Source organism: Amycolatopsis acidiphila (assembly GCF_021391495.1).
Classification (GTDB): domain Bacteria; phylum Actinomycetota; class Actinomycetes; order Mycobacteriales; family Pseudonocardiaceae; genus Amycolatopsis_E; species Amycolatopsis_E acidiphila.
In genome coordinates this window covers 5334319-5346573 of record NZ_CP090063.1, presented here as the reverse complement: position 1 = coordinate 5346573, position 12255 = coordinate 5334319, and the positions used below count along the sequence as shown (strand labels likewise).

At 68.3% G+C, this 12255-nt stretch carries 12 protein-coding genes and 2 pseudogenes; 8 read left to right on the top strand and 6 right to left on the bottom strand.

Translation table 11 applies throughout. The features are described from left to right. Positions 1–13 precede the first annotated feature (13 nt). Positions 14–616 (bottom strand): TetR/AcrR family transcriptional regulator, encoded by a 603-nt coding sequence (locus tag LWP59_RS26175; protein ID WP_144638237.1) that lies wholly within the window; start codon positions 614–616, stop codon positions 14–16. Positions 617–699: 83 nt separating this feature from the next. On the opposite strand from LWP59_RS26175, the gene LWP59_RS26165 reads away from it, so the two are divergent. The 3 genes and pseudogenes from LWP59_RS26165 to LWP59_RS41180 all read left to right on the top strand — a co-directional run. Continuing rightward, positions 700–1752: an SDR family NAD(P)-dependent oxidoreductase gene (locus LWP59_RS26165; protein WP_144638178.1), complete on the top strand. Its 1053-nt coding sequence runs from the start codon at positions 700–702 to the stop codon at positions 1750–1752. Between the two features lie 246 nt (positions 1753–1998). Then, entirely contained in the window at positions 1999–2889 is an 891-nt protein-coding gene (locus tag LWP59_RS26160; RefSeq protein ID WP_325062722.1) for a glycosyltransferase family protein, read from the top strand. 262 nt (positions 2890–3151) lie between these two features. Then, positions 3152–3232: pseudogene (locus LWP59_RS41180) on the top strand (helix-turn-helix domain-containing protein); the annotation flags it as partial. Between the two features lie 255 nt (positions 3233–3487). Here LWP59_RS41180 and LWP59_RS26155 read toward each other — a convergent pair. The 5 genes and pseudogenes from LWP59_RS26155 to LWP59_RS26140 all read right to left on the bottom strand — a co-directional run bounded on the left by LWP59_RS26155 (position 3488) and on the right by LWP59_RS26140 (position 8003). Further along, entirely contained in the window at positions 3488–4210 is a 723-nt protein-coding gene (locus tag LWP59_RS26155) for a methyltransferase domain-containing protein (RefSeq protein ID WP_222425526.1), read from the bottom strand. Positions 4211–4528: 318 nt separating this feature from the next. Continuing rightward, entirely contained in the window at positions 4529–4885 is a 357-nt protein-coding gene (locus LWP59_RS40775; protein WP_325062721.1) for a GMC family oxidoreductase N-terminal domain-containing protein, read from the bottom strand. Then, positions 4786–5337: pseudogene (locus tag LWP59_RS26150) on the bottom strand (GMC family oxidoreductase N-terminal domain-containing protein). The gene LWP59_RS40775 and the pseudogene LWP59_RS26150 overlap by 100 nt, the downstream one beginning before the upstream one ends. Positions 5338–5735: 398 nt before the next feature. Then, positions 5736–7298, bottom strand: coding sequence for an amidase (locus LWP59_RS26145; RefSeq protein ID WP_144638235.1), 1563 nt, complete (start codon positions 7296–7298; stop codon positions 5736–5738). Positions 7299–7832: 534 nt separating this feature from the next. Next, on the bottom strand, positions 7833–8003 hold the full coding sequence (locus LWP59_RS26140) for a hypothetical protein (RefSeq protein ID WP_186383224.1): 171 nt from the start codon (positions 8001–8003) through the stop codon (positions 7833–7835). Between LWP59_RS26140 and LWP59_RS26135 the strand changes: the two genes are divergently transcribed. From LWP59_RS26135 to LWP59_RS26115, 5 genes are all read left to right on the top strand, one after another. Next, complete coding sequence (locus tag LWP59_RS26135) at positions 7989–8882, top strand: LysR family transcriptional regulator (RefSeq protein WP_144638172.1); 894 nt, start codon at positions 7989–7991, stop codon at positions 8880–8882. The two genes, LWP59_RS26140 and LWP59_RS26135, sit on opposite strands and share 15 nt — an antisense overlap. 130 nt (positions 8883–9012) lie before the next feature. Further along, positions 9013–9411: a hypothetical protein gene (locus tag LWP59_RS26130; protein WP_144638170.1), complete on the top strand. Its 399-nt coding sequence runs from the start codon at positions 9013–9015 to the stop codon at positions 9409–9411. A 16-nt stretch (positions 9412–9427) separates the two neighbouring features. Next, a complete protein-coding gene (locus LWP59_RS26125) occupies positions 9428–10444 on the top strand; it encodes a ferritin family protein (protein ID WP_144638167.1) in 1017 nt (338 codons plus the stop codon). Next, positions 10441–10725, top strand: a complete 285-nt coding sequence (locus LWP59_RS26120; protein ID WP_144638165.1) for an MmoB/DmpM family protein — start codon at positions 10441–10443, stop codon at positions 10723–10725. The genes LWP59_RS26125 and LWP59_RS26120 overlap by 4 nt, the downstream gene beginning before the upstream one ends. 3 nt (positions 10726–10728) lie before the next feature. Further along, the gene (locus LWP59_RS26115; protein ID WP_144638163.1) at positions 10729–12255 is read left to right on the top strand and encodes a YHS domain-containing protein; all 1527 of its coding nucleotides are present in this window, start codon (positions 10729–10731) and stop codon (positions 12253–12255) included.

Below are 12255 nucleotides of genomic sequence, written 5' to 3'. Positions count from 1 at the left end.
CGATCGATGCGCGTCAGTTCCGCACGAGGGGCAGGAAGAGTTCGTCGACGATCGACCGGATGCGCGCGGGCTTCAGTGGCTCGAGGTCCATGAGCAGGTCGTGACGCACCAGGTCGAACGGCATGTCGAGCACGACTGAGGGGATGCGCCGGAGGTCGATCTCGCCGCGGTCGTGGGCGCGTTGGTAGATGGTTCGGACACGCGGGAGTTGCTGGGCGTCCATGACCTTGTCACGGGCCTGTGCGGGGGTGAGGCCGGTGTCGGTCAGTAGCCCCGAGAAGGCGGCGGCTGCGGCGATGGCGAAGTAGCCGGCAAGGGCTTCGCTCACGGCCGTCAGTTGGGCGAGCAGATCGCTGCGCAGGGCGCCGGTGTCGGGGACTGCGGCCGGGTTGGCGTTCCGGTGGTGCTGGATCGCGGCGAGCACGAGCTGGTCCTTGTTGGCCCAACGGCGGTAGAGCACGGGCTCGCTGGTCCGAGCGCGTACGGCGACCGAGCCCATCGTCAAGCGAGCGTATCCGACTTCGACCAGCTCGTCCCATCCAGCGGCGAGCACCGCGGACTCGAGTTCCTTGCCGTGCCGGCGACGGCGGACGGGTCCTGACGCCTCGGTAACCACCGCTCCACGATAGAAAGGCTTGCCTTTCTTAGCAAGAGGCTCTACTTTCACTAGAAAGAGATTCCTTTCTTGGCCGGGGGACGATGACCGAGACGACGAAACCGGAGCTGTCGCCGCAGGTGCGGAACGCGCTGACGGTGTTGATCGTCGGCGCCGGCCCGACCGGGCTGACGCTGGCCTGCGAGCTCGCCCGCCGCGGCGTCTCCTGCCGCCTGATCGAGGCCGCCCCTGGTCCGCAGCCCGGCTCGCGCGGCAAGGGCATCCAGCCGAGGCCCGCCCCCGCCGGTGGCAGCCGTTCCCGTCAGAACCGCAGGATCTCCGCCAGCTCCGTACTCATGCGTCCATGCTGCCAGCCACTGCTGCGCACTGCCTGGTATTCGGACTACCAGGAAACGCCGTCTCTGGCCCCGTCCTGCGTCGCCCGGCATCGTGGAGGCATGACCACGACACTGATCACCGGAGCCAACAAGGGCCTCGGCTTCGAGACCGCCCGCCGGCTGCTCGAAGCGGGCCACACCGTCTATCTCGCGGCCCGCAAGGAGGACAACGCCCGCCAGGCCGCGGAACGGCTGGGCGGTGGCGTGCCGCTGGTGCTGGACGTCACCGACGACGCGTCGGTCCAGGCCGCGGCCGAGCGGGTCACACGGGAGCGCGACTCGCTCGACGTGCTGGTGAACAACGCGGGCATTTCCGGCGGACGCAAGGAACCCGCGGATGTCACGGCCGACGACGTCGCCGCCGTGTTCGCCACGAACGTGCTGGGCCTCGTGCGGGTCACGCACGCTTTCCTCCCCCTGCTGCGGCGCAGCGCGCACGGGGTGATCGTCAACGTCGGCAGCGGGCTCGGCTCGGTGCCCTTCGTCCTGGATCCCGGCCGCGTCGAGTACACCGTCGCCAACCTCCCGTACACCGCGTCGAAGTCCGCGGTCGCGATGCTGACCGTCCAGTACGCCAAGGCATTCCCCGAGTTGCGGGTGAACGTCGTGGACCCCGGCTACACGGCCACCGACCTCAACGGCTTCCGCGGCACCCAGACCGTCGAGGAGGGTGTAGCACCGATCCTGACCGCTGCCCTGGTGGAGCCCGGCGGCCCGACCGGGACGTTCCTCGGCCGTGACGGCACCATCCCCTGGTGACCCTCGCCTGGAACGGCGCCCAGCGACCGAGCCTGCGAGCCGGCCCAAGCAGCAGATCAGGACATCTGGAATGCCGCGGTTGTGCGCCTCGGCCAGGACAAGCGCCCAGAACCGGGGCCCCGCGCCGGCACGGCAGCCGCGATCCCGCTCGACGGAGGCATCACCGCGGCGTTCACCGTCCCGGAGTGACGGAGTTTCGCGAGTCCTGTCCGAGCGAGCCGATCGAACGGACCACTTCGCGTGGCGATGGCGGGCCGGTACGATGCCGACGATCGGTACGAACGACACAGTATCCGGCGCTGTGGTGCCCTGTGGGGTTCGCCCTTTTTGTTGCCCCGGGCTGCTGGTGGCTTGTCCTGGGATGCGGCCCCGACGGGTGCGCCTACTGCGTCACCACACATGAGGAGTTTTTCTCGTGCGCGTACTGTTCGTGTCGCTTCCGGGCATCGGCCACGCCTTTCCGATGATCCTCTCGCATGGGCGCTCCGCGCTGCGGGACACGAGGTGCTGATAGCAACCGGCGGCGACGCCTTGGCCGCCCGCGACGCCGGCCTGCCGGTTGCCGATGTCATGGTCGAAGCTGAGATGCGGCAGATGATGAGGACGTTGCGGGAAACCGAACCCGAGCAGTTCGCGCGGCTGTTCATCAACAAGACCACCGACATCCGGCAGATCGCCGACCTGGTGCCGACGCTGTCCACGCCGCTGATCGACCGCACGGTCCAGACCGCCGACCGGTTCCGGCCCGACGTTGTAGTGCAGTCCATGCTGACCGTGGCCGGCCTGCTGGTCGGCGGCCGGCTCGGCGTGCCGGTGATCGGACACGGCCTCGGCTTCGGCCGTCCAGGCGGCTTGGTCGAGGCCGCGCACGAGCACCTGGCCGACGAACTCGACAACCACGGCGCCGGCCGGCCCGATCTCGCCGGCTACGTCGATGTCGCACCGCCCAGTATGCTCACCGGCCGGCCCGAGGGCTGGTCCATGCGCTACGTCCCGTACAACGGCGGTGGTGTGCTGCCCGAGTGGCTGCTGGCGGGGGACAGCGACCGGCCGCTGGTCACCGCGACGTTCGGTACCGTCGCGCCCGCCATGAACGGCCTGGGTCCGGTGGGGCGGGTGACCACACCGCCGATGTGAACACCGGGGTTTTTGCCAAGTTGTGGCGACAGCCGTGGTGCGCTCGATACGAAACGCCGCAGGAACGCCTGTCAGAAAGTCCAGATTGGACACTGTCTGGCTGGTATGTGTATGGGGGAGTGTGCGAATAGCGTCCTCAAGAGCGCGCTCGCCGGGGGACGCGGGCGGGGCTGCTCGCGATCCTCGGCGTCGCCGCCGGTGACGTCGTGCAGGGAACCGGGGTGGCGTTGAGGATCGGCGCGGTCGTCGTCCGCCTCCAGCCGTGTCGCGGGCCATGCGGGTGCTGGAGGACAGCCTGGGCGTGGCGCTGCTGATCAGGGGTTCTCGTTCGGCAACGCCGACGGAGGCGGGGCGCGTGCTGGCCGGCCATGCGCGCGCGGTGCTGGACAGGGTGGACACGATGGTGGAGCACACGCGGGCGACGAACCGGCGCGGCGAGCACATCCGGTCCGATTCGGCGAGTCGATCGCCGCGGCGCTCATCATGGCGAAGCTGCGAGAGCGTGATCCCCGTGGTGTCCGTCCGCAGATATACCGCAGCCGGTGACTGCCGCACGCCGCCGGCGGATAGCAGCGGTTCGGGTCGGAGTTCGTCATGGCTACTCGGGCCGGCGGCCATACACCGAGATCAACGGTGGTCCCGCCGGGGTAAGCCGGTCCAGGGCGCTCAGGTACGTGTCGACCTCCTCGGCGGTGACATGGCCCTGTCCGACCAGGCCGGCGCGCACCTGGTCGATGTTGGCGCGCTCCAGGTCCGCGCCGCCCGGATGCGCGAGGGTGATCCGGCCGTCTGCGGTCACGTCTACCAGACCGCACCAGCGAAGGAGCCGCGGCAGCTTACGACCGAACGTCATGTCGGCGCCCCGCTGCTCGAGCAGAGCGACGAAATCCGCGCGAATCCGGTTGCCCAGGAACTCGACATCCGCGTGCGGATCCAGAAACGCCACGGGCTGCAAGGCGGTTTCGACGTCCTCGACGAACAACCAACCGCCTGGCCGCAGCGTCCCCGCCAGCCGCCGGAGCACCGTCTCCCGCTCGGGCAGGTGCACCAGCACCAACCTGGCGTGCACCAGGTCGAAACCAGCACCGGGCACCTCGTCGTGGACGACGTCGTGCTGTCGCACCTCGACACCGGCCGGCATCTCACCGAGCCACCCGATCTCGATGTCGGTAGCCAGCACCGTGCCCGGCGTTCCCCCGCGATGAACCCGCTCCGCCAAAAGCCGCGGCACCGCGGGACCGCCCGCGCCGACCTCCCAGCACCGCCAGCCGGCGGCAACACCGATCGCTTCGAAGTGCTGATCGGTCACCCGGTCGAACAACGCGGACAGCGCACCGAAGCGGTCACGAGCCTGTCTGGCCCGGTTGTCCAGCAGATACTCGGACACGGCAACCACCCCAAAGCAGAGGAACCTCTATATCTACGCCCTCGCTTGCTCCTCCCGCTACCTACCTGGCGACCGCGGTCGATGGCTCGGCTTTACGCGCACGGAAACGGTGCCGGGTACCCGCGGCAATTCAGTTCGGCATCAGCACCTCCCTGGACGGTGCGTGCCCCGGTGTCCTGTGCCGGTTCCCGGCGATCACGCGGGCGATGATCGATGGCCGCAGCAGAGCCGCGGGCGCATCGAGGAGCGAGCTCACCCTGCGGCAGGACCGACACCCGAGCGCAGCAGCAGGTGCGGTGTCCCGTACGCGCCCGCAGAAAGGACGACCTCACGCTCGGCCCGCAGCTCTTCGAGCTGACTGCCGCGGCTGATCTCGATGCCGACCGCACGGCCGCGCTCGAAGAGGACCCGGTGCGCGAGTGCCTCGGTGATCACCGTGAGGTTCGGACGCCGCATCGCCGGACGCAGGTAAGCGTCGGCCGCACTGCAGCGCAGGCCGTTGCGCTGGGTCACCTGGTAGCGGCCGACGCCCAACTGGCTCGCGCCGTTGAAGTCGGCGTTGTGCCGGTAGCCCGCTTGCGCCGCAGCCTCGAGGAACGCTTCGCCCAATGGGTGCCAGCGAACCGCCCGTCGGACACCGCCAACGGCCCTCCGACGCCGTGGTACTCGTCCGTCCCACGCTCGTTGTCCTCCGCACGGCGGAAGTACGGGAGCACCTCGTCGTAGCTCCAGCCCTCCGCTCCGCCCGCCGCCCAGCTGTCGTAGTCGGAGCGGCTGCCACGCATTTAAAACATCGAGTTCATCGAGCTCGAGCCGCCCAGCGTGCGACCCCGCGGCAGGTAAGCCCGCCGGCCACCGAACTCGGGCTCGGCCTCGCTGTCGTAGTCCCAGTCCCAGCGGCTCTTGAACAGAGACGGGTAAGCCACCGGGATGTGGATCTCGTCGGCGGTGTCCGGCGGCCCGGCCTCGACCAGTGCCACCGTCACGTCGGGGTCTTCGCTGAGCCGGGCGGCCAGGACACAGCCTGCCGAACCCGCACCGACGACCAAGTAGTCGTACATGTCCGCCCCCTTTGCGTGTGCCTGCCGCCTGCCGGCAAGCTCGTGAATGCTACGCCGGGTGCGATGCAGTTCACATTGATTTTCTTCCGGCCGCATATGTCAGCTACGAACTGTCCATGTTCCGTGGGGACCCGCGATTCGCCCTGCACGGCGCCGAGTGATCGCCGCCGGACCCATCGCCGAAGGACCGGACGGCGACCGCGCCGACGTCGGGGGGTCGTACACACCCGCCTCAATGACGAGGCGACGATGCTCGTCGTGGAGTGGTGGACGCCGATGCACGGGCGGCGAAAGATCGAGCGCGAGCAAGCCCTCGATCTCCCGCCGCCACGCCCGCCTCAGCCGGCCCGTCGGCGGCGCAGGAGGCGCAGGAGGCGCAACACGGACCTGACGGCCGGTCAACCGACCGTAGGGATGAAGCGCGGGGCGTGGCGGACCGGGTCGGCGTGTTCGAAGGCGGCGGCCAGTGAGAGTACGTGAGCGTCGGACCAGCGGCCCGCGAAGATGGAGATCCCGAGGGGAAGCTCACCCGCGTAACCGGCCGGGACGCTGGCGTCCGGGTAGCCGGCGACCGCGGCCGGCGTGGACGAGCCGATCTCGTAGCCGACATCGCCGTGGCCGTAGGTGGTGAGCCAGGCCGGGCCGTTGGTAGGGGAGATGATCGCGTCGAGGTGCTGTGCGGCGAGGGTGTCGTCGATGGACTTCCGCGCCAGCGTGGTGGCGGTCGCGCGGTTGCGCAGGTAGGTGGGATCGGTGGTGGCCGGTGCGGTGAGAGCCTGCTCGAACAGTTCCTGCCCGAACCTGCTGAGCTCGACCGGGTCCTGCCGGTTGAAGGCGACGAGCCCGGCGATCGTCTGCGGCGCGGCCGGGCGGTGGGCGAGGTAGGCCGGGAGGTCGCGGGCGAACTCGCTGAGCAGCGCGGCGTTCTCCGCGGCGCCGATCTGGTCCTGGTACGGCAGGTTCACGTCGACCACAGTCGCGCCCTGTGCCCGCAGCACGTCCACCGCGTGCTGCACCGTCGCGTCGACGGTGGGATCGGTCCCGGACTGCCGCCACACGCCGATCCGCGCGCCTCGGAGCGCATCCGGAGCGAGCAGCCGCGCGTAGTCCGTGGGCTGGCCCGGCGGGTAGATCCGGGTCGCGGGGTCGGCCGGATCCCGCCCCTGCAGCGCCGAGAGCAGGATGGCGGCGTCGACCGCGTGTCGTGCCATGGGCCCGGCCGTGTCCTGCTCGGCCGAGATGGGGACCACGCCCGTCCGGCTGACCAGACCCAGCGACGGTTTCAGGCCCACGACACCGTTGGCACCGGCCGGACACACGATCGAGCCGTCGGTCTCGGTGCCCACGGCGACCTGCGCCAGCGACGCCGCGACCGCGGCGCCCGAGCCGGACGACGAGCCGCAGGGGTTCCGGTCCAGCGCGTAGGGATTGTTGGTCTGCAGCCCGACTCCCGACCAGCCCGACGTGGAGTTGGTGGAGCGGTAGTTCGCCCACTCCGACAGGTTCGTCTTGCCGAGGACCACCGCGCCGGCCGCGCGCAACCGCGTCACCAGAGGGGCGTCCTGGGCCGGGGGCCGCGCCAGCAGCGCCCGCGAGCCGGCGGTCGTTTCGAGGCCGCGGGTGTCGATGTTGTCCTTGAGCAGTACGGGAATCCCGTCGAGGGGGCCGCGGGTGCGGCCGAGTCGCCGGCGGAGGTCGCTCGTCGCGGCCTGTCCGAGTGCCGTCGGATCGACCGAGAGCACGGCGTGCACCTTCGGGTCGGCCGACCGGATTCGCGCGAGGTAGAGGCCGGTCAGGCGCACCGAGGTGAGCGTGCCGGAATCCATCATCCGCTGCAGGCCGGGAATCGTTGCGGCGTCGAGGTCGAACGCCGTCACCTGCCCGGCCGCGAGTGCCGGTGTCGGCACCGCCAGGGGAGCGAGGAGCAGACACAGGGCGCACAAGAACCGGGCGACGCGCATCGCCTCACTGAAGTCCTGTGCCGGGCCGTTCGTCAAGACCGGACGGGCTGATGGGAGCAGAGGATCCGACGAACGGTCGTTGTCCCCGGTCGGGCCGGCGGACCTGGCCTTGCGAACCGGGCGAGGAAGCCGGCACACCAACGGAGGTGGCGATGGTGTGGGGAGAGTTGGACGGTCGCGCCTTGCTGCGCGTGTCCCTGCTGGTCGGTGGAGCGCTCGCCCTGGCCGCGTCCGGCGGAGTGCGCCGCCGACCCTTTCATGGTCTGCTGGACCGGCGGCCGGCCGATTCCGCGCCGTGTCACATCGGCACCGGTTCGGCGGCGGTGATACCGCCTGCCTCTCGTTGACCGTCCGGTTGCTCGACGATGGGCGGTCGTCACCGGCGCTGTAAAGCGAAGGGTATGACCTCCGATCGTGGAAAGTGCGGCAGCTGAGCCAGAACTGTCCTCACCGATCTCGGCATGGTACGTATCAACGTGCCGCGGGGCCGGGATGCCGGCTTCGCGGCAAGTAGGCGATCAACGAGCAGTGGATCTACCCGAAGTGGCACTCCTCGCCCTGCGGTCCCGCCTGGTTCAGCAAGTGCACCGGGTCGTCGACCGGAGGGGAGTGGCCGGAGTACCACACCGCGCAGTCGTTCGCCGCGAAGCTGAGGCCGCGGTGGGCGCCGGCATCGAAAGTGAGGTCCAGATGGAGTTGCGGCACCTGCGGTACTTCGTCGCCGTCGCCGAGGAGTGCCACTTCGGGAAGGCAGCGGACCGGCTGCACATCGCGCAGCCGGCGCTGTCGCACCAGATCAAGCAGCTCGAGGCGGAGCTCGCCGTCGAACTGCTCGCCCGTACCACGCGGAAAGTGCAACTGACGCCCGCCGGTCGGCGATACCTGGACCGGGCCCGCGCTGTGCTCACTTCGGTGGAGGCGGCGGGGCTCGAAGCCGGCCGCGTCGCCAACGGTGATGTCGGCCGGGTGGCGATCGGGTTCACCGGATCGGCCACGTACGAGCTGTTGCCTTCGCTGGCGCGCGTGTTGCGGCGAGATCTGCCGGGCATCGAGCTGGAGCTCAAAGGCGAGTTGCTGACTCCCGACCAGGTTTCGGCGCTGGTGGAGGAAACCCTCGACATCGGCTTCCTCCGCCCCCCGGTCCGGGAGCCCAGGCTGCAGGTGCGCATCCTGCGTCGAGAACCGCTCATCGCGGCGCTGCCCGCCAGCCACCCGTTGACCGAACGCGACACGGTGCGGCTGGCGGACCTGCGTGACGAGCCCTTCATCTGCTACCCCTCGCGCCACCGTTCGGTGGTGTACGACGCTGTGTTCGACGCCTGTCAGCAAGCGGGGTTCGTGCCGTCCGTCGTGCAGGAAGTCGCCGAAACGGCCACGTTGGTCTCGTTCGTCGCGGGCGGACTCGGCGTCGCACTGGTGCCGGCGTCGGTGCAGCACTTGCAGATCACCGGAGCCCAGTACCGCCCTCTCGCCGGCAGCACCCGGGAAGTCCAGCTCGCGGTTGTGACCCGGGTGGACGACAGCTCGCCGCACGTGGCAAAGGTGTTGTCGCGCACGCACTCGCTCGTCGGTGGTCCGCGCTAGCGGCACGGCGATTGAGAACGGTGAGATATCAATCTTGAAGATCTAGGTATTTCACATCTCCCAATGGGTCCGAAACAATCGACGGACACCAGGTGTTCCTGGCTGACTGTTCCGGACTCAAGGAGGAGCCGTGACCCCGTTCATGCTGGCTGTCCAGTCGTTGTTGGACGGGGAGGAAGCTCCCGCGCCGGCCACCGAGCCGGCGGCCCCACGGTCGGTGGCGGTGGCCACCGACGAACAGGTGATCATCCGATCTCTCGCCGAGCAGTTGGTCAGTGAAGCCAACGCGATCCTCCGGGAGCACGGCGAGGTTTTCAGCTTGGTCGATGACAGTGAGAGTGGCGAACTCGCTTTCACCGTCGGGTTCGCCGATCGCAGGGCACGAATTCGTACCGCGATGTCCGGCCGTGACGCCGTCGCCGAGTTGATCATCGCCGGTGAACGCGATCAGGACCCCAAGCGCTTGGCCGGCGAGGAAGAACTGCGGGCGCTGCTGTTGAGCCTGCTGACTGCTCCTGCGTATCACTGACCCGGAAGAGGATTTCATGCAATACGAACTGCGGTACCAGGTCCTCGAGCCGAAGCGGCAGACCTACCAGAACGTGATCGACCGGTTCGGTGACCAGCCGGCGAGCCGGTATCTGGAAGCGACACTCGATGTCGAGCCTCGGGAGAACTTCCACTACCGTCCCACCTGGGACGACAGCCGTGAGCTCTACGACGCGGACTACAGCGTGCTGAAGCTGGCGGATCCCTACAGTTACACCGATCCGCGGCAGTTCTACTACACGCCGTACGTCACCAACCGCGCCGCGCTGCACGACGAGTTCAACAAGCAGCTGAACTACCTGGAAGAGCGTGAGCTGCTGGCGAAGCTGCCGGCGGCGTGGCGCACGGTGCTGTCGTCGGTTGTGCTTCCGTTGCGGCACTACGAATCGGGTGCGCAAATGGTGAGCGTCGGCGGGGCGCGGTTCGCCTACGGGACCTCGTTGGAGCAGTGCTGCACCTTCGCTGCGTTCGATCGCATCGGCAACGCGCAGATGCTGTCGCGGGTCGGCATCGCGATCGGCGAAGGAACGGGCGAACTGCTGCAGGTGGCGAAGCGCGAGTGGCTGGACAGTGAACACCTGCAGCCGTTGCGCCGCTTTGTCGAAGAGGCGATGGTGATGGCCGACTGGGCCGAGGGCCTGGTTGCGGTCGATCTGGTTGATTCGCTGGTTTACCCGGTGCTGTACCGCGAGCTCGACGAAGTCGCGCTCACCGGCGGAGCGGGTGCGTACAGCCTGTTCACCCAGTACCTGCACACCTGGTTCAAGGACCAGCGCAAGTGGCTCGACGCGCTGATCACCGCGTGGGCGCGTGACGAGCGGCACGGCGAGGCGAACCGCGAGCATCTCGCCCGCATCGTCGCAACCTGGAACCCGCTCGCCCACGAGGCCGCGACGGAGCTGGCGCGAGTGGTCGACCGTCAGTTGCCCGACGCGGGCGCGGTCGCCGCGCTCGCACGAACCACGACCGCGGCCGAGCAGCGCTGGGCCAAGATCACCGGAGATGCAGCGTGAGCGAGACCCTGCGCCAGGTGGGCATCGACATCCAAGAGTCCGAAGAGAACCGGGGCCTCATCGCCGCCATCCGATCCGACAACCCCGAACTGACCGTCCGGCACCTGCCCGGCCTGGTCAAGATCCAGGCTGCCGGCCAGATCGTGATCAACCGAGAAACAGTGGAGCGGGAAATCGGCCGCGAATGGGAGACCGGCGAGTTCCAGCTGGCCATCGTGTCCTTCGCGGGCAGCCTCTCGGAATGGGACGACGACCGGATCATCGTGAAGTGGGAGCACTAGACAATGACGCAGACCGCACCGCGCCGCAAGCTGCCGCTCAAGGAGCGCTACTCGCTGCTCACCCGTGATCTGGACTGGGAGCCGAGCTACGTTACGAAGGAGCAGCTCTTTCCTTACACCAGTTACGAGGGCGTCAAGATCCACGACTGGGACGGCTGGGAGGACCCCTTCCGGCTCACCGTGGACGCGTATTACAAGTACCAGGCCGAAAAGGACAAGCGGCTCTACGCCGTGCTGGACGGTTTCGCCCAGAGCCAGGGCCACCTCGGCCTCGCCGACGCCAGCTACCTCAACGCCATCAAGCTGTTCATCCAGGGCGTGACACCGCTGGAGTACGCCGCGCACCGGCACTTCGCCTACCTCGCGCGGTTCCTCGAAGGACCTGCGCCGCGGTTCGCCGCACTGTGCCAGAGCGTGGACGAGCTGCGGCATTGCCAGACGCAGATCCACACGATCAGCAACTACAACAAGTACTACGGCGGTTTCCACAGCTGGTCCAAGATGCACGACCGGGTCTGGTACCTGTCGGTGCCGAAGTCGCTGTTCGACGACGCGATGACCGCCGGCCCGTTCGAGTTCCTCATCTCGATCTCGTTCAGCTTCGAGTACCTGCTGACGAACCTGCTCTTCGTGCCGTTCATGAGCGGTGCCAGCTTCAACGGGGACATGCCGACGATGTCGTTCGGCTTCTCCGCCCAGTCGGACGAGAGCCGCCATATGACGCTCGGCCTGGAGGCGATCAAGTTCCTGCTGGAGCAGGACGAGGGCAACGTGCCGATCATCCAGGAATGGATCGACAAGTGGTTCTGGCGTGCGTACCGGATGTCCGCGCTCGTCGCCGGCATGATGGATTACATGCTGCCGAAGCCGGTGATGAGCTGGAAAGAGGCGTTCGAGCTGTACTTCGAGGACCAGATGCTGGGCGGGCTCTTCCCGGACCTGGAGTTCTACGGCATCCGCCCGCCCAAGCACGTCCAGGACGCCATCGCCGAGAAGGACAAGCTGTCGCACGAGGTCTACAAGATCCTCCACAACTTCTCCTTCGCCGCGGCCTTCACCACCCAGGCGCCGAGCGAGTCCCACATGCGCTGGCTGTCCGAGCAGTACCCGGCGACCTTCGACCAGTACTACCGGCCGGTCTGGGAGAAGCACCACCGGATTGAGGCCGGCGGTGGCCGGGTGTTCTTCCAGGGCCTGCCGCAGCTGTGCCAGATCTGCCAGATCCCGATGGTGTTCACCGAAAAGGACGACCCGGCCAAGACCTCTTTCCGCACCAGCGAGTTCCGGGGGGAGACGTTCCACACCTGCAGTGACGGCTGCCAGTGGATCTTCGAGCGCGAACCGGAGAAGTTCGTGCAGGCTTGGTTGCCGGTGCACCAGATCTACCAGGGCAACTGCGGTGGCCCGTCGGTGCCCGAAGTCCTGGAGTGGTACGGGATCCAGGACGGCGACAACGGCGAGTACAAGGGCTCGCCCGACCAGCAGTCGTGGGTCGACTGGCACAGCGGCGACGGGGAACAGGGAGTCTGA

What these genes read in the sequence shown, in the direction of transcription:
- LWP59_RS26165 (WP_144638178.1), top strand. Translation starts at nt 700, where the DNA reads ATGACCGAGACGACGAAACCGGAGCTGTCGCCGCAGGTGCGGAACGCG.
- LWP59_RS26160 (WP_325062722.1), top strand. Translation starts at nt 1,999, where the DNA reads ATGGCGGGCCGGTACGATGCCGACGATCGGTACGAACGACACAGTATC.
- LWP59_RS26145 (WP_144638235.1), bottom strand. Translation starts at nt 7,298, where the DNA reads ATGCGCGTCGCCCGGTTCTTGTGCGCCCTGTGTCTGCTCCTCGCTCCC.
- LWP59_RS26135 (WP_144638172.1), top strand. Translation starts at nt 7,989, where the DNA reads ATGGAGTTGCGGCACCTGCGGTACTTCGTCGCCGTCGCCGAGGAGTGC.
- LWP59_RS26125 (WP_144638167.1), top strand. Translation starts at nt 9,428, where the DNA reads ATGCAATACGAACTGCGGTACCAGGTCCTCGAGCCGAAGCGGCAGACC.
- LWP59_RS26115 (WP_144638163.1), top strand. Translation starts at nt 10,729, where the DNA reads ATGACGCAGACCGCACCGCGCCGCAAGCTGCCGCTCAAGGAGCGCTAC.